Origin of the sequence: Methylobacterium iners (assembly GCF_022179305.1) — a bacterium.
GTDB classification, from domain to species: Bacteria; Pseudomonadota; Alphaproteobacteria; order Rhizobiales; family Beijerinckiaceae; genus Methylobacterium; species Methylobacterium iners.
Genome location: NZ_BPQP01000004.1, coordinates 150,039 through 166,703, shown reverse-complemented (window position 1 = coordinate 166,703; position 16,665 = coordinate 150,039). Strand labels below are relative to the sequence as shown.

At 62.8% G+C, this 16,665-nt stretch carries 15 protein-coding genes and 1 pseudogene; 5 read left to right on the top strand and 11 right to left on the bottom strand.

What is annotated here, in order from left to right; all coding sequences use genetic code 11:
- The first annotated feature begins 119 nt into the window (after positions 1–119).
- The gene (locus MFF55_RS01730; RefSeq protein WP_238242350.1) at positions 120–797 is read left to right on the top strand and encodes a response regulator; all 678 of its coding nucleotides are present in this window, start codon (positions 120–122) and stop codon (positions 795–797) included.
- 846 nt (positions 798–1,643) lie between these two features.
- Here the strand turns inward: MFF55_RS01730 and MFF55_RS01725 are convergent.
- The 5 genes from MFF55_RS01725 to MFF55_RS01705 all read right to left on the bottom strand — a co-directional run bounded on the left by MFF55_RS01725 (position 1,644) and on the right by MFF55_RS01705 (position 4,743).
- The gene (locus MFF55_RS01725) at positions 1,644–2,225 is read right to left on the bottom strand and encodes a hypothetical protein (RefSeq protein WP_238242349.1); all 582 of its coding nucleotides are present in this window, start codon (positions 2,223–2,225) and stop codon (positions 1,644–1,646) included.
- A gap of 86 nt (positions 2,226–2,311) precedes the next feature.
- Complete coding sequence (locus MFF55_RS01720; RefSeq protein ID WP_238242348.1) at positions 2,312–2,746, bottom strand: hypothetical protein; 435 nt, start codon at positions 2,744–2,746, stop codon at positions 2,312–2,314.
- Positions 2,747–3,063: 317 nt separating this feature from the next.
- The gene (locus MFF55_RS01715) at positions 3,064–3,477 is read right to left on the bottom strand and encodes a hypothetical protein (RefSeq protein ID WP_238242347.1); all 414 of its coding nucleotides are present in this window, start codon (positions 3,475–3,477) and stop codon (positions 3,064–3,066) included.
- 172 nt (positions 3,478–3,649) lie between these two features.
- Entirely contained in the window at positions 3,650–4,396 is a 747-nt protein-coding gene (locus tag MFF55_RS01710; protein WP_238242346.1) for a hypothetical protein, read from the bottom strand.
- 5 nt (positions 4,397–4,401) lie between these two features.
- A complete protein-coding gene (locus MFF55_RS01705; RefSeq protein WP_238242345.1) occupies positions 4,402–4,743 on the bottom strand; it encodes a hypothetical protein in 342 nt (113 codons plus the stop codon).
- Positions 4,744–4,859: 116 nt separating this feature from the next.
- On the opposite strand from MFF55_RS01705, the gene MFF55_RS01700 reads away from it, so the two are divergent.
- Positions 4,860–5,123 carry a helix-turn-helix domain-containing protein gene (locus MFF55_RS01700; RefSeq protein ID WP_238242344.1) on the top strand — a complete coding sequence of 88 codons (264 nt, stop codon included), beginning with the start codon at positions 4,860–4,862 and terminating at the stop codon, positions 5,121–5,123.
- A 263-nt stretch (positions 5,124–5,386) separates the two neighbouring features.
- Complete coding sequence (locus MFF55_RS01695) at positions 5,387–5,755, top strand: Hpt domain-containing protein (protein ID WP_238242343.1); 369 nt, start codon at positions 5,387–5,389, stop codon at positions 5,753–5,755.
- Between the two features lie 84 nt (positions 5,756–5,839).
- Here MFF55_RS01695 and MFF55_RS01690 read toward each other — a convergent pair whose 3' ends face one another.
- Positions 5,840–7,867, bottom strand: coding sequence for a response regulator (locus MFF55_RS01690; RefSeq protein WP_306421373.1), 2,028 nt, complete (start codon positions 7,865–7,867; stop codon positions 5,840–5,842).
- Positions 7,864–9,357, bottom strand: a complete 1,494-nt coding sequence (locus tag MFF55_RS01685; protein WP_238242342.1) for an ATPase domain-containing protein — start codon at positions 9,355–9,357, stop codon at positions 7,864–7,866. Before MFF55_RS01685 ends, MFF55_RS01690 begins: the two co-directional genes overlap by 4 nt.
- A gap of 992 nt (positions 9,358–10,349) precedes the next feature.
- On the opposite strand from MFF55_RS01685, the gene MFF55_RS01680 reads away from it, so the two are divergent.
- Positions 10,350–10,595: a helix-turn-helix domain-containing protein gene (locus MFF55_RS01680; protein WP_306421372.1), complete on the top strand. Its 246-nt coding sequence runs from the start codon at positions 10,350–10,352 to the stop codon at positions 10,593–10,595.
- Between the two features lie 190 nt (positions 10,596–10,785).
- On the opposite strand, the gene MFF55_RS01675 is transcribed toward MFF55_RS01680, so the two are convergent.
- From MFF55_RS01675 to MFF55_RS01655, 4 genes and pseudogenes are all read right to left on the bottom strand, one after another.
- On the bottom strand, positions 10,786–11,514 hold the full coding sequence (locus MFF55_RS01675; RefSeq protein WP_238242340.1) for a Crp/Fnr family transcriptional regulator: 729 nt from the start codon (positions 11,512–11,514) through the stop codon (positions 10,786–10,788).
- A 98-nt stretch (positions 11,515–11,612) separates the two neighbouring features.
- Complete coding sequence (locus MFF55_RS01670; protein ID WP_238242339.1) at positions 11,613–12,647, bottom strand: methyl-accepting chemotaxis protein; 1,035 nt, start codon at positions 12,645–12,647, stop codon at positions 11,613–11,615.
- A 644-nt stretch (positions 12,648–13,291) separates the two neighbouring features.
- Positions 13,292–13,600: a methyl-accepting chemotaxis protein gene (locus MFF55_RS27050; protein ID WP_373874691.1), complete on the bottom strand. Its 309-nt coding sequence runs from the start codon at positions 13,598–13,600 to the stop codon at positions 13,292–13,294.
- 345 nt (positions 13,601–13,945) lie between these two features.
- Positions 13,946–15,409, bottom strand: a pseudogene (locus MFF55_RS01655) (PAS domain-containing protein); the annotation flags it as partial.
- Positions 15,410–15,973: 564 nt separating this feature from the next.
- Here MFF55_RS01655 and MFF55_RS01650 point away from each other — a divergent pair.
- The gene (locus MFF55_RS01650) at positions 15,974–16,636 is read left to right on the top strand and encodes a FecR family protein (protein ID WP_238242338.1); all 663 of its coding nucleotides are present in this window, start codon (positions 15,974–15,976) and stop codon (positions 16,634–16,636) included.
- The last annotated feature ends 29 nt before the right edge of the window (positions 16,637–16,665 follow it).

Genomic DNA, 16,665 nt, shown 5'->3' with positions numbered 1-16,665 from the left:
CGGCCTCATCGGCATGCGCGAGCGCCTAGCTCTGGTGGGTGGAGGTCTGGACATCGAATCCGCACCGGGCAGCGGCACGTCGATCGTGGCCAGGGTCCGATTGAACGGGAGTCAAGGGAATGATGCCTGACCGGACCGTGATCCGCGCTGTGCTTGCAGACGACCACCCGGTTTTTCGTCACGGCGTGGCGGATCTTCTGACAGCGGCGGGCGAAGTCGACATCGTCGCCTCTGTAGACACTGGAACGGCCGCGTTGCAGGCCGTGATGGATCTCGCGCCCGACGTCGTCGTCCTGGACATCGCAATGCCGGAGATGAACGGAGTCTCCGTTGCGCGAAAGCTTGTTGAGAGAGGAAACTATGCTCGCGCGGTGATGCTCAGCGTCTACGAAAGTCGGGTCTATGTAGAACAGGCGTTTGAAGCTGGAGCATGCGGATACGTATTGAAGCGCTCTGCATTTCAGAACATTGTACAAGCCGTGAGGGCGGTATCAGCGGGGGGTACCTATCTCGACCGCTCGCTTCCCGGACGCTATCCCGCGACTTATCAAGTCACGAAGGGCGGAAGTCCCCAGATCAGTAAGCACTCCCTAGTTGATCGTGAGAAAGAAATCTTAAGATATATTGCTTTCGGATACACTACCAAGGAAGTAGCGGCACTTTTGAATATACATATCAAAACAGTGGAGACCCTAAAGTCTAGAACATGTAGCAAATTAGGTATTTCCAGTCGCGCACAGATCGTTCAATTTGCAATACTTCAAGGTTGGTTGCACGGCGATATGCCTGCTCATTGAGTGTCTATTTTACAGGTATTAATACTATCGAGTTATTCAAAGAATTCACATTTGAAAGACTAATATAACGATTAATATTAAAACTTCTGTTTGGCAAGCCGGCACTATACTGATCGCTTAGAGGTCTCACTGGTGCGTCGCAACGTTCGGCCTTTCTCGGCATGCGTTTTGGCAGAACAAAGCCACGGAAGCGCCAGCCGGGCGAGAAGACACATGTCTTTCGCGCTGGCTCGGTGTTGTCAGCATCCCGGAAAACGTTGGCAGCGGATGAACTTACAGAGAGCTTGAGGGTGCGGCGGCATCAGAGTTGATTCCGTCGCGACGGTAGCCGCAAGTCGAAACAGCAAGGCCGATCGGATGGTCCGCTCCGCCCCGGCCAAACGGAGGGGCGATGGTGAGGGACCGATGCGTCGAGGGACTTGGCTGGGGCGCCAGGATCCTGTTCCTGCGCCACAGACGCCAAATTCCCAAGCAAGATCAACGCTTCACCCGGATCGAAGGGTTGGCGTTTGTAGCAGCGACTTGGTGCAGATGGCAACGGCTTGTCGTTCCAACACCATCCTATGCGTATTCAGTCCAAGAGTGCGATGGCGGTGATGATTGTCTCGGGCGTCAGCTTCCTGAAGCTAACGATGGCGGGATCGTTCGTCCCAGCGGGGTCGACGAGTTCGGTCCGATACAGGGCGCCGACGGCCTGAGCGCGCCTGTTGAGCTGCGGGGCAAGTGCCGCAGCGGCATGTCACCGATGGCCCTCGCGGACGCAGGCTTGCTACTGCGTCATGTCAGGGGCCGACTAAGCCTCCGGTACGCTTCAAGTGCTCGGATGAGTGTACACGTAGGCTGGTCCTACGGCCTCAGGATGTCTTCCGGTCGAGCGATGGGCGACCCTTCCGGTGCCTCCTCCATGGCGAGATAGCCGAAACGTCGCCCCAGCTCTACGAAGGCGGCAGGATTGCTGGCCGCAACACCGTGGCAGACGGCATAGTAGGTGGCCGTGACATTCTCGAGGGCGCCCGGCGGACCATAGGGCGTATTCAACGCGAGGTAGTCCACCTGCCACCCGCCGCGGTCCGTCGGAACGATGACGGCCGGTTTCGGCCTGGAGCAGAAGTGATAGCTCGTCGAGATCTGACCGCCCTTTCGGGGAGCAGGACGGTCATAGGTTCCGTCGGGATGACGAGACTCCCAACCTCTCATGCTCACTTTGAAGAGCGCGCCTTGGCTGTTTGAGCCGACGATGCTGCGCTCCTCGATGCTGAACCAGCTGCAGATGTCCATGTAGCAGCGGCCGCGCAGCAGTTCGGCTGCTTTCGTCGGTGCTGCTGCAACTGTTTGCAGGCCTGCAACAGCACACAAGAGCGAGACTGCCGGCGCAAGTCGGCAAACTCGTCCCTTCCCCATGATCTTGGTCCGAGGCTCGTAAGTCATTCGGCGTCACCCTGGGCTATAGTGCGGAGCCGCAAAGCAAAGCACTGCGCGCTGTTCCAAGTACCGCTCAGGCCCTTCGTTCGGCTCTAACCGGGCAGTCTCGCCATGCACGCTTCCAAGTTACCCATGACGGCGCCCCAGCCTTGGATCGGCGCCTGAAGCAAGCGTCCGCCCGCTGACAGTTCCAAGCCGATGGCATCCGGTTTCAGGAGTGCGGGCAGGATCGTGCCGTCGAACCGTCCGGCGTCGATGCTTGCCGCGAGCACTTCATCCCCGGCGAGCCGCGTGCGTCGAGTCTTCAGCGTACCGAGCGCCCGCCCGTCCACGGCGAGGGACAGGTTCTCGACGACCGATAGCTTCAGCGCCGTCGCGCTCACGATCAGCACAGGCGCCACGCCGCGCTCGAAGCGGTACCGGATGCTGTAGTCGCCTCCGGCCTCACGGTTTCGGCCGCGCATGCCCACTTCGCAGAACAACGAACGATCCGGCGCGGTGTTGAGGGTGATCGTCCATACCTTCATGGCCAGGCTCTCGGACGGCGGTGCCCCTGATGCCGATGGCGTGGCCGGCTGAGCCAGCGCAGGTAACCCGAGGCAGACCGGTGCGACCGCAATGGCTCCCAGCAGGATCCGACACAGGCCGCGTCGTCCAGAACGTCGCGAGCGGGCGACCTGATCAGCGACGCGACCTAGAGGCGCGCCATGAGCTTGATCGCCAACGAAGAAGGAATGATTCATCCGGGAGTCTTCCTAGATTGAGCGAAGGTCATCTCGGGATAAAGAGTTGGCCTCTGTACCCGCCGGCTGTCACTACGAGCGGTCGGTGCGGCTGCAGGGGGTCAGGGCACGGGTGGTACCCTCGTCAGCTTTCCCTCGAAGGCGCATTCCCTGCCGTGCCAGTTTCCGCAGGCGTTCTCGTCGACACGCAGGCCCTTGCCGTCCGAGGTGTAGCGCAGCACCACCTCGCAGGTGTCCCCGTCCTCGTCCGGCTTCTGCCTCAGGGTGAGGGTTAGCGGCGCGGACGTGCGCGCGATACCCGTGACCTGACCCGTGCAGCGGTTTGGCAAGGCAGTCTGAAGGCTGACGAAGTAGGCTCCGGCGACAGGCGATGGGTCGTCAAGGGCGAACACCTGAAGGGTCAGCCGTCCTTCACCTCGTCCTCTGAACTCGCCGTCGAGCTTCGGCTCCGCCAAAGCCTGACCGCCGTTAAGCACGGCGAGACCAGCGATGACGGCGATAGAGGTTGGTCGCATGGCTGACTGCCTCTTGGCGTTGGTGCGTTGCTGGAGTGGTCCTGGTTAGCTTCGACGAGCTAAGCTGAGCGCCCGGCACGAAGAACGTGCTGTCATTCAGTAACGAAGTAGAGGCCCTTCCAAATTTACAGGTTAATCCAGACTAGATGGAAACCTCGTACAGCTTGAAATCTCAGGGATGGTTCGGGTCGATGTCGAAGACTTCGCGGAAGGCGTCAGCCTTCTGCGCAGCGTTGAGCGGCCTGGCGTCGCGTTGCAGATCCCAGAGCACAAGGTTACCGTGACCGTTGTTCTTCAAGGTGAAGCTGTAGGTGCGGTACTTTACCGAGCACTCGACCTCATAATGCCTGTTCTCCGCGCGTACCTTTGAGGTACAGGAAGAACCCCTTGAGTTGGCAGCGAGGTTCTTTCGAACCTCGTCAAGCGTCCCGATGTCGACAGGACCGATCTCCGGAGCGTTCGCCAGGATGCGGAACTTATCGAGCATAGTCTGGATCGGCACGACCTTCTTGAGGAAGGTGACCGCTGCAGGACCATGGACCGGACGACCGGCGACCTTCAGATCGGTGAGGACGTAGAGGTTATCTGCGTACCGCAACTGTGCCGAGATCGCTGGTCGACCACTGGGCGTGTCACATGTGAGCTGTTGTACCCGGTAGTCGGACTCCCGTACCGGGTTGACGACGCAGAAGTGATCCGTGCTGTCCATGAACGCCGCGATCACGGTCTGAAGCGGAGCAAGCCCAAGAGAGGGTTGCCCGAGGTCTGCTTCTACGTGCAGGTTAGGCCACGTCATATAGGCGTCGGTTTTGAGGGCGGCGGGCAACTCCGTCGCTACCGTTGTGGCGCTCGTGAGAAGCAGGAGACCGACCGCCAGACTGCTGACGGGGCGAGCGAAACTGCGCGAGAGGGAAGCCATCGGTGTCACCGGGTGGGAAGCGCAGGCGCGGTGAGCGTCGGCGGTGTCCCCGGCGGGCTGACGGGCCGGAAGCTCGTACTGCCGTCGGCGTTGCGGATGCCCCCACCCTGGTCCCTCGTCCTATGGTTCCCGAGGACTACGCCGGTAAGGAAGGCGGCGACGAGCAGCCAGAAGAAGGCGGCAGACAGGATCTGAGCGAAGGGATTGTTCAGGCGCCGGCCTGAGCCGAACACGTCCCCGGCCTTCGGGAAGAGGTACTGCCAGCGCAGGATGAGGATACCGGGCGTGATGAAGATGCGCCAAGCCGGCGAGGTGTAGCCAGGGCCGCTGTTGAGGTTGGGATACATGGCGCCATCCGGGCGATGCTGAGAGCTTTGACAAGCTTCAGCGAAGCGTCCGCGTTCTTGCGGTAAGAGGACCATTATCCGTGGATTGATGGTCCCACAAGGCCACGCTTGGCCTTATGAACGGTCGCGCGTTGGTGGGCTGGAATGTGCGGCGGCTGCGGGTCGCGCTGGGGCTGAGCCAGGAAGCGCTGGCGGTGGATGCAGGCCTGGACCGCAGCTACGTCGGCCGTATCGAGAGAGCCACCGAGAACCCCTCGATTGACGTCTTGGATCAGCTGGCTGCGGCGCTGCGGGTAGCCAGTGCCGAGTTGCTGAAAGAGCCGGCCGAGAATGAAGCTCCGCCTCCGACCTTGCGGAGTGGTCGAAAGCAGGGTCGATAGGTGCGCAATGGCGACCTAGCCGTTGTCAGGTTTCGACCCAATTCTGCGATAGAAGTCGGCTCGCGACTTGGTCACAAGCGGTCGTTCGCGGGTTGAGGGCGATAAGGGCGTGAATGCACCTCCGAGGGGAGGCAGCCGTGCGCAACGAAGCTTCAAGCGGCGCAGCATAGATGCATGCCGGCTGACGCTTCGAAAGCTAACTTGCGTTAAACTCAGTCGCGTGCAATCGATCCGCCGAACCTTGGCTTTGTACGAGACTGACCGTGGCCCGGCGTATCGACTTGGATGCCATAGACCCTTTGGCCTTCGACGAGGACAAGCTTGACGATGTGCGCTCCAACGTCGGCCAAGAGCAGACCGACGCGCTCTTGCGCCTGCTTGCTGAGGAACTGACGGAGCGATTCGGGCCCTCAGGAAGTAACGCTAAAAAACTGGCCTATGAGGCACACGTCATGATCTCTTCGACGGGGGTGCTCGGCTTCGTGGGATTGTCAGACCTGTGCCGAGCCGTCGAGGAGGCCTGCCGTACCGGCCAGGACCCGTCCGTGCTTCGAACTCGCCTGGCAGAGGCACGCGATCAGGTGATGAGCAAGATCGAAGCGCTTCGCCGCTCGCCCGAAGCTAAAGAATAGAGTTTAACGCCGCGACCGTCGGGCAGCGAGTGGTCGGGCAGCTCCGGGCCAGGAGCCGAGTTAAGGCAATGGGGGAAGTTGAACCTACTTTGGCACTGGCATCGGTGGCATGCGCCGACGCTGAGTGACGCGCCGCAGCACGCGTGACAGCTCCTCCGCGGCATAGGGCTTGTGAACCAGTTCGAAGCCGTGCCGGCCTTCCTCGGCCAACACGTGGCTGTAGCCGGAGGTGAGAACGACAGGTAGGTCGAGGTAGCGATCCCGGATCTCGTGGCCGAGCTGCACGCCGCTCATACCGGGCATCACCACGTCGGAGAACACCACGTCGAAGGCGTCTGCCTCGTCGAGCCGCCGCAGAGCTTCCTCGCCGTTCGCGGCCCAGACCGTCTCGTAGCCCAGATCCTGCAGGATCTGCGTCGAGAACCTTCCGACCTCGACGTTGTCCTCAACCACGAGCACCCGGCGCCCCCGCCCGTGCATGTGGGCCTCTACTTGCAGGGGGTCCGCCTCCTTAACTGGCGCGCGCTGCCCCTCGGCCTGGGGAAGGTACAGGCCGAAGGTGGTGCCGCGCCCGACTTCGCTCTCGACCGCCACGTCGCCGCCGGACTGCTTGGCGAAGCCAAACACCTGGGAGAGGCCCAGCCCCGTGCCTTTGCCCACCTCCTTCGTCGTGAAGAACGGCTCAAAGATCAGCGATAGCCTGTCCTCGGGGATGCCGTGCCCGGTATCGGCGAGCGAGACCGCTACGAACCGGCCGGGGCTGCCGCCGTGCCCGCGAATGGGCGGCATGGCGGCGACCTCCACCACATCGATCGTGAGCCGGCCCTCGCCGCCCATGGCGTCGCGCGCGTTCACGGCCATGTTGATGAGCGCGGTCTCGAACTGGCTGACGTCCGCTTCCACGAAGCAGGGCTCCTGGGGCAGCGCGGTGACGATCTGTACCCGCGAGCCGACAATCGTGCGCAGCATGTCGGTCACGGCCTGAACGCGACGCGCGGCGTCGAACACCTCGGGCTTGAGCGCCTGACGGCGCGCGAAGGCGAGGAGCTGGCCCGTCAGCTTCGAGGCACGGTCGACGGTGTCGGAGATGGCGTCCACGTAGCGGCGCCGGCGCTCCTCGGCCAGGCCCGGCCGACGCAGCAGATCCGTCGAGCTCTTGATGATGGTGAGCAGGTTGTTGAAGTCGTGGGCGACGCCGCCCGTGAGCTGCCCGATCGCCTCCAGCTTCTGCGACTGGCGGAGCGCTTCTTGCGTCCGCTCCAGGTCGGCCTGGCGCGCCTTGTCTGCCGTGACGTCACGCGCTGTGGCGTAGAGCATCTCCCCTTCGGGCGCGGCCGTCCATGACAGCCAGCGATGCGCGCCCTGGCGCGTGCGGAAGCGGTTCTCGAACGAGCTCAGCGCGTGGCCGGCTGCCAATTGCTCCACGGCAGAGCGCGTGGCTTCCCTGTCGTCGGGATGCTCCAACCAAGCGGTCGTGCGACCGACCATGTCCTCCGGTGACCAGCCGAGTTGGTGGTGCCAGGCCGGGTTCACCGCCGTGACGATCCCGTCTGTGCGCGCGACCAGCATGAGGTCGGTGGTGAGCCGCCACATGCGGTCGCGCTCGGCCGTGCGTTCTGCCACGCGCTGTTCCAGCGTCTGGTTCGCCTGGCGCAGCCGCGTCTCACCCTCGCGCAGTGCTTCAAGCCGCGCCCGTGCCTCGTATTGACGGCGGCGCCCGCGTAGGGCTGAGCGCACCAAGCTGATCAGGGTCGTCGGGTGGAAGGGGCGCTCGACGAAGTTGACGTTGCCGAGCACGTCCAAGTAGCGACGCGCTGCGGGATTGCGCTCGATCCCGCCCCCGTGGCTCGTCAGGAGTACGAAAGGTAGATCCGACCACGCCTGCTGGTCTGCGAGCCAAGCCGCGAGCGAGCCGAGATCGGCGGTAGCGAGGGCCTCTTCCGTCACGACGACCAGTGCGGCGCCGCGGTTCAACTCCTGGATAAGATGCGGCAACGAGGGGCAGGGCGCCGCACTGATCCCGGCCTCGCGCAACATGGCGACCGCGAGCGGCGCGTCTCGCCCGCGAGGCGCGAGGACCAGAGCGCGCTCCGAGAGCGTGGTGCGCTTCACGCCTCGTCCGCCCTGAGCAGGACGGGGCCGGCGTCGACGAGCGTCGGTACACCGCTGAGGACGCCCTGGAAGTTGGTGAGAGGCTCGCCCAGCGTGATGCCGCGGCCGTTGATACGGTACTCGCGGATGGTGTCCTCGTGCGCGCCCATGCGCTTCTTCACGACGGACATCGCCCGAAGCACCCGGCCCCACGCCTCGAAGTAGCGCAGGAGGATGACGGTGTCGGCAAGGTAGGTTATGTCGACCGGCGCCTTCATATCGCCGACGAGGCCGTGCTGCGCGACAGTGAGGAAGGTCGTGGCGCCCTGCCGGTTCAGGTACTGGAGCAGCTCGTGCATGTGCAAGATGAGCGCCTGCTCCCCCGGCATGGCGGCCTGGTAGCCGTTCAGGCTGTCGATGACGACCGTCCTGACGCCGTGGACCTCGACGCAGCGTCGGACCCTCTCCGAGAACTCGCCCGGCATCAGCTCGGCGGCGTCGACCTGCTCGACGAAGAGCCGGTCCTCGTCGACCATGGCTTGCAGATCGAGGCCGAGACCCCTGGCTCGATCGAACAGGAGCCCGAGCTCCTCGTCGAATACGAACATGGCCGCTCTCTCGCCACGCTTGACCGCGCCTTGGACGAAGGTGAGTGCCAGGAGCGACTTGCCCGTGCCGGCCGGACCGAGGACGAGGACGCTCGATCCGCGGTCGACGCCGCCGCCAAGCAGCGCGTCGAGCTCGGCCGACTCGGTTTTGAGGGTGTCACGGACAAAGCGCGTCTTGTGCTCGGCCGAGACGAGGCGCGGGAAGACGCGGATGCCTCCGGTATGGATGGCGAAGTCGTGATAGCCGCCACGATAGCGCCGGCCGCGGTACTTGCCGATGCGAAGCCGCCGACGGTCGGCGCCGTACTCGGGGGACGTTTCCTCCAGCCGGATCACGCCGTGCGCGACGCTGTGCACGGTCTTGTCGTTCGCATCGGTGGTAAGGTCGTCCAGCATCAGCACCGTCGCGCTCCGCTTGGCGAAGTAGTGCTTGAGGGCAAGGACCTGGCGGCGGTAGCGCAGGGAGCTCTGGGCCAGCAGCCGGATCTCGGACAGGCTGTCGAGGACCACCCGGTCGGGACCGACACGCTCGAAGGCTTCGAAGATGCGCTTGGTGGTCTCGCCAAGTTCGAGGTCCGAGGAATAGAGGAGACTTTGCTGCTGGTCCTCGTCGAGCAGGCTCTCGGGCGGGATCAGCTCGAAGATCTCGACGCCCGCAAGGTTCCAACCGTGCGAGGTGGCGCCGGCGCGCAGCTCCTCTTCGGTCTCGGCCAGGGTGATATAGAGGCAGCGCTCACCGGCGCGAGCGCCCGCGATGAGGAACTCGATTGCGATGGTGGTCTTGCCGGTGCCCGGATTGCCTTCGAGCAAGAACAGCCGCCCGCGTTCGAGCCCTCCGGCGATGATGTCGTCGAGTCCGATGATTCCAGTTGCCGCTTGGCCGTCTCGGCTTCCTGTCACCATCGCCCCCCTGGCTGTCTCATGATCACGCAACGAAGCGAGACAAGACGATCCGGTGCTCCCACGGCACGGTTCGCCTCACCTTAGCGGGCGAGCCCGCGACAGTCTATGATGAACGTCAGCGTTAATCGTCTTTGTCAGATGGGCTTGCTGCCGTGTGACGATGCATTGCTCAGCCTGTGCTGACAGGTCACTGATGCATTTGCGCTTGTGTTTGAAGTAATACGTATGCTGAGTGTTTTTTAGGTCCGGAGTAGGTCTGCGGCGTCCTATATGAGACGTCCGCTTCCGCCAAGAGCCCACCCATAAGCCGACGCGCAGAACTCACCCTTTGCAGACTTGCTGAGGTCTCGTCTTCCGCCAGGGTGTTACTGTAGTGGCTCCAAAGCGGGTAAGTAAAGTGGCGGTGATAAAAACGGAACGCGACCGGGTAGAAACGGAGTATTTGCCCTTCTCTCTATCCGTAAGTGACTAATATACCTAGGTTCTTTTTCCAGGACGCGAGAGGGCCCGTGGACGGGCCTTTCCACTTGTCCATAGGCATGCCGTAGTGGAGATCACAACGGCATCAGAGCGGCTTGCCAGCAGTTTGGGTGGCCTTGGCACTGAAGCGTCTTCCTGTTTGGGCTTGCCGTGACCGAACGGGCCCTGGTGAGGGTTGTTGGAAAAGCGCAATGCTTCCTTGAGCGGTCGCCCAGAGGCCCTAGTTCCACGAGAGGCATGGCGGTGTGGCCTTCGGTGTTGTGGGGCTTCGGCGCCGGCAGGGCGAAGCTCGGTCCTGCTGGGGAGGGTTCGTTGCCCTGCATCGCGAAGCGAACGACCTGCGCGTGGTCGCAGTAGCGGGCCCATAGCAGGTGAGCGAGGGCGGATGAACTGGCCGGTGCGATAGCCGTGATGCACGTCGCGAGCGTCAGGTTCACGAAGCCGACCGGGACGGTATCGTTCGTTCCGACTGAGTCGACGAGTTCGGTCCGATACAGGGCGGCAACAGTCTGGTGGGCTTGATTGTGCGGCGCCTGCGTGGCGCGCTGGGGCTGAGCCAGGAAGCGCTGGAGGTGGATGCAGGTCTGGACCGCGGCTACGTCGGCCGGATCGAGAGAGCCACCGAGAACTCCTTTATGGATGCCTTGGATCAGCTGGCCGCGGCGCTCCGAGTGACGAGTGCCGAGTTGCTTCGGGAGCCGGTTAGAGGTGAGGGGCCACCTCCGACTTCGCGGAGCGACCGGAAGGTGGGTCGGTAAAGGGCGGAGAGTATATGGTCCTAAGCGAGGTTCGGTGGATGGAAGTCACAAATAAGTCCAAGCTGATATTGTTTCGGTTGGGCGTTACCGTATAAAATTTCTCAGCTGTGTTGAGCGCAACGCTCAGGTAAGCTGAGATCGAGGACTGCGAGGTGCGACGTATGCTGAGCGCTGTAGCGTTAGTGCATCTTCACGCCGCCGTGCGATCGTTCAGATGCAGGTAGTCTGGCTTGAACTCGGCCACAGCCTGGAGGCCGGGCAGGTCCAGGATTCTGAGGCTCTTCGAACGCAGCTCGATCAGACCCTGACGGCGCAGTTTTTGAAGGGAGCGGTTGACCTGTACGTTTGAGAGACCTGTTGTGTCAGCAATGTCGCGCTGAAAAAGGGACAGCGTGTAGCTGTCGGAGGGAGCCAAGCCGACGACACGCAGGCGCAGCAGCAACTCGCAGAGGAGATGCGCAACCCGCTCCGTGGCGGTGCGGCAGCCGACATTGACCAACCACTCGCGAAGGGTCGCCTCGTCGACGAGCTTTCCAATACGAAGGGCCCGCCCGATGCGAGGGTGGTTCTGCAGCAGATCCTCGATCACCGGGTGGTCAAGCCGGACCACGCGGCAGGGCGAGAGCGTGCCGATGGTATGGTCCATCCGGGGCAGCAGTCCCACGTCGACGTCGCCGAGATCGCCCGGCAGGAGGTAGGCGGTGATATGCCTAGCTCCACTCGACCGTAGCTTGTAACGGCAGGCAAAGCCCTCGAGGATCAGAAACACGCCGTCGGGTACGTCGCCTTCACAAATGAGGTCGGTACGGGCCTTAACGACGCTCGGCTTCGCTGTGATTTGCTCCAGGAGTCTCTGATCCGCCTCTGTTAGTTCACAGAAGCCCGTCAGCTTTCGCACAAGAGGGTTGGGGCTAGACACAGCAGCGATCCTAGACTGGGAAGTAGCAGTTTGTCGGAGGTTGGGTTCTGACGATGCTGCAGATTGTGCTGCGATGAGGCCGGCCGCCTGGCGGAGCCTCAACCAGAGGCCTTTGCGGTGGCTTGCACGATTGCGCCATACCAGCCCAGACCCCGATAGGTTTCGTAGCCCGGGGTGCGGTGGAAGGCGGTGACGACGCCTGAGCGGGGATCACGATCCGCGCCGCTGGCTCTGCTGCCCGGGCTGAAGGCTAGGGTTTCAGTAAGTACGCCCCGACCGTCCGACGCCGCGAGGACGCGATGACGGGAATCAACGAGAAGCACCCGCGTGCGATCGCGGTTCTCCGGTGCGACGCGCACGCCCTCGACGATGGCCCTTGCCTGCGGCTCCCAGTCGAAATGGATCGCCAGCACGCCGAGCGGCCTGCCCGTCGGGCTGGCACCGGCGCGGATGCTCGCGCAGTAGGTGGCGACCTGCGCGCCGTTCAGCGCCGGCTGAGTCCCGACGTCGCCGGCGACGTAGGCGTCGCCGTTCGGCAGTGTTACGGCCTGCCGGAACCACTCCTCGCCGGAGACATTCTGCCCGATCAGACCAGGGTACCGGTCGGGCCGTCCGTGGGCGATGATGGTGCCTTTGAGATCGCACAGCCAGAGGTCGAGGTAGACGGTGTAGGCGCCGAGGATCACGCCGAGACGCTGGTTGGCGTAGGCCGCGCGTTCCGGTGTCGGTTCGGCCGCGCAGTCGACGATCGCGGTGTCGGTCGCCCACCAGCGCACGTCGCAGGTGCGCTCGTAGAGGTTCCGGTCGATGAGCTCGACGGCGTTGAGTGCGAGGTCGATCATGCGGTCGTTCTGCGAGCTGTCGGTGATCTGCTGGACGAGGGTTTGAAGGCCTGTGATGCGCCCGGTGAGTTCTGCCTCGAGCACCTGAGCGATTCCCTCGACCTCTGCGCCGATGGAACGGACCTCCTGGGCGACGACCGAGAAGCCTCGGCCGAGCTCGCCGGCGCGGGCGGCCTCGATCAGGGCGTTCAGGGCTAGAATCTTGACCTGCCCGGTGATGGCTTGGATATGACGCGTCTTCTCGGACGCAACCCGCTTCACCTCAGCAGCCTCGGCTGCCACATGGTCCATCGTCGCAGAACCATTTGTCGAAGGTGTCGCAAGCCTAGATGAAAAGGCCCTCGCCGCTAAAGTTGTGCTCATGATAACCCCACTTCCAAATCAGGGCCAATTAGAACCTAATTAGGGTAATTTATAGTTAACGCACTCGTGTTTTGGGCTTGTGAGATTCAACTAGCATTTGCAAATCGGCCGAGTGCCATAGTAAAGGTAAAACGACTTGCTGTTGACTTGAGTTGTGGTCTACGAACTTAAAGTGTTGCTGACTCATGACATTTCAGTTGGCGAAGGTTCAGGGCGCTAATCGGCACTGTGCCGTGTCAGCAGGATTTTCGTTGTAGTCACAACTATATTTCATGATGCGCGCATGCGCACTCTTGCTCACTTTGACTTTCCAGGATCAAGTTTGTACGCTAACCCGGGTGGGTTTGAGCGTGAGCTGCTTGAGGCCGCCCTGCCAAATCTTCGCGAAAGTCGTCGAATAGGGCCAAGGTCGGCCAATGAGGAGGATCCTCGACGGCGAAAGGATAGGTGGAGAGGAGCAACGCCAGTTTCTCTCGAAACAGGCCACGCCGTAATGAAAGCCGTGTGAGAGCGCTCCGGATTGCGCAAGGGCAAGGCGGGAAAGGTCCTAGATTGGTGTCGAGCCGGCCTCGTCAGGCCGCTCGACCCTCGCCACCGAGTGCCTCGAGCGTGCCGGCCAGCACGCTGATCCGCTTCTGGCTCTCCGTCACGAGGCCGGCGATGTCGGCTGAGGACACCGACGAGCGTCCCGCCAGCGCCTTGACCTCCTGCGCGACCACCGCGAAGCCCTTGCCGGCCTCGCCGGCGCGCGCCGCCTCGATCGTCGCGTTGAGCGCCAGCAGGTTCGTCTGCTTGGCGATCTGGTCGATGGTGCCGGTGATCTCGCCGATCTTGGCGGCCGAGGTCAGCACCTCGTCGAGGGCGGCGTTGGTCTGCTCCATCGTGCGGTGGCGCAGCGAGATGTCCACCGCGCACATCAGCACGCGCTCCGGGCGCCCCTCCAGGTCCGGCAGCACGGACAGGATCGCGTCCAACCAGATCGTCGCTCCGTCGCGGCCGGGCCAGGCCAGCGTGCGTCGGATCTGCTGACCACCCACGAGCGCGCGAAGGTGCTCCTCGCCGAGCAGGGCGCGGGCGTCGGCGACGCGCTCGTCGAGCAGGACGCCCAGGCTCCTGAGATAGTCGTTGGTGCTGACCAGCTGACCGGTCAGCGTCCACTCACAGATCGCGTTCGAGGCGGAGATCGCGTCGAGCTGGATTCCGCGCTGGACGGAGGCCTTCTTCGTGTCCGTCACGTTCGCTTGGATGGAGATGAAGCGCTCGATCCTGCCGTCGCTCCCGCGGATCGGGTTGATGGCCAGCGAGATCCAGTAGGGCTCACCCGCCTTCGTGTAGTTCAGGATCTCGTCGTAAAACGCCTCGTGGCGCGCCAGGTGCTGGCGCACCTCTGCCTTGGTTGCGGCACTGGTGGCTGGTCCCTGCAGGAAGGAGCCTGGCGTGCGGCCCACAACCTCAGCGGCGGTGTAGCCTGTCATGCGCTCGAAGCCGGGATTGACGAACTCGATGCGTCCGGCCGCGTCGGTGATGATCACCGAGTTGTCGGTCTTGTTGGCGACGAGCGAGAGGAGCTGGAACTGGCGTCGGTTGGCGACATCCGTGGTGATGTCGGTGGCAAACTTCACCACCTTGATCGGCTTGCCCAAGGGGTCGAGGATCGGGTTGTAGCTTGCCTGGATCCAGACCTCGCGGCCGCCCTTGCCGAGGCGGCGGTACTCGGCGCTCTGGTACTCGCCGCGGCGCAGGGACTCCCAGAAAGCGCGGTAGGCGGAGCTCTGGTGCTCGGCCGGATCAACGAACAGGCGGTGGTGCTGGCCCTGGATCTCGGCGAGGCTGTAGCCGACGGCCGAGAGGAAGTTGGCGTTGGCCGTGAGGATGATGCCGTCGAGGTCGAACTCGATCATCGCCTGAGCCTTGTCGATGGCGGCGACCTTGCCGGCGTAGTCGGCGTTGCGCAGCTTTTCGGCCGTGATGTCCGAGGCGAACTTGACCACCTTCAGGGGACGGCCCGCGGGGTCGAGGATCGGGTTGTAGGTCGCCTGCAGCCAGATCTCACGCCCGCCCTTGGCGACGCGCCGGTACTCGCCGGAGGAGAACTCGCCGCGTCCGAGCGCGGCCCAGAACTCGCGGTAGGCGGCAGACGCGCGCTCCGCTTCGTCGACGAACACGCGGTGATGAAGACCCTGGATCTCCGTCAGGTCGTAGCCGACGGTGGCCAGGAAGTTGGCGTTGGCGGTGAGGATGGTTCCGTCGAGGGCGAACTCGATCACCGCCTGCGAGCGGTCGATGGCCGAGACCTTGCCGGCCGCGTCGATGCTGGCAAGCTTTTGCGCGGTGATGTCGGTGGCAAACTTGATGATGCGGGTCGGCCGCCCTGAAAGTCCGGCGATCGGGTTGTAGGTCGCCTGGATCCAGACCTCACGCCCACCCTTGGCGACGCGTCGATACTCCGCCTGCTGGAACTCACCGCGGCGCAACGCTTCCCAGAACGCCTGGTAGGCAGGCGCGTCGCGCTCCTCGGGCAAGACGAACATCGAGTGATGACGGCCCTTGATCTCGGCGAGGCTATAACCGACGGCAGCGAGGAAGTTGGCGTTGGCGTCGAGGATGGTGCCGTCAAGCTTAAACTCGATGACGGCCTGCGAACGGTCGAGAGCAGCGAGCTTGGCCGAGGTTGCGCGGGTTGGGATCATGGCAGCACCAAGGTCGGGCCACGTACTCTGCGGGCCCCTCAGCGTCCGAACAGCTGTCGGATCTTCGTGCATGATCGACAAACTCGTTTAACAAGTCGTTAAGTCAATTAGACCCATTTGAGCGTCACTGCTGTTGCTTAGAAAGTATGCAGCTGCTTTTTTACATATGATGGGCTCCGAACAGCCGAGCGTTTAGCTTGATGTATAGTCAATAATTGCACTCGATCCACCAGAAGTTCGCCGCACCTTTATCCGTGTCCTCGATGTCGCCACCGCACGCGCGGAAATCAAGCGATGTCAGAACCTTGCTACCAAGGAAGTGATATAGTGCGCGTGGTACAAGGGTTGGGCCTTGCTTGTGCTCTTAGAAGCCTTTGTAGGAATCGTCGCGACTTCCAGTGTCAGCAGGGGAATTGTTGAGACTCACCGGCGTCTTTAAAGATGTCGCAGGCGGTCTTTACGATTGTGAAAGCTTGATCGTGTCCGATCTCGATGCCCTGACCGCTTGAAGCGTCTCGCACAAGCACGCAAAGGGCCTCCTGTCCTCCTTCAGGTCTTACGCCCATGTTCACTCGCCAGTTCGTCACAGTGCTCGTTGGTTCAGTCAGCCTTCTCTCCGCGACACCACTCTGGGCGGCACCAAAGCAAGTCGGCACGGTCGACAAGGTCGAACGTCAGGCAGTGGCGGATCAGGAGGGCAGCGAACGCGATATGGCTCCTGCCGGCCCTGTCTACTTCCGCGACATGATCCGGACGGGGAGCGCCTCACGGCTCGAAGCCAAGCTTGAGGACGGCACTGTGCTCACTCTAGGCGAGAACGCGGCGATGGCGGTTGATGAGTTTGCCTACAAGCCTGGCCGTCGCGGCGGCAAGTTGACCGTCGATGTGGTTCGCGGTGCCTTCCTGTTTGTAGGTGGCAAGATCGAGGGTCCGACCGGCGGCAACGTCGCCATCAAGACGGCAGTGGGCACGCTTGGCGTGCGCGGCACCACGGTCTGGGGCGGGGCTATCGATGGTGGCTACGGTGTTCTGGTGCTCGACGGCGAGGTCGTGTTGCGGACGAAGCGCGGCAACGTCACGATGCGCAAGGGTCAGGGCACGATGGTCTACGATAATCGTGCGCCTGAGAAGGCTGCACCTTGGCCCGAGGATCGCACGAAGCGGGCCGTTGCCACGATAAGCATCAGCCAGGACGCTCAGTTCCTCCCCACATTGAGGGGTCAGTAAGCGTCCTAACTTGTTGGTCAGCCGTACCG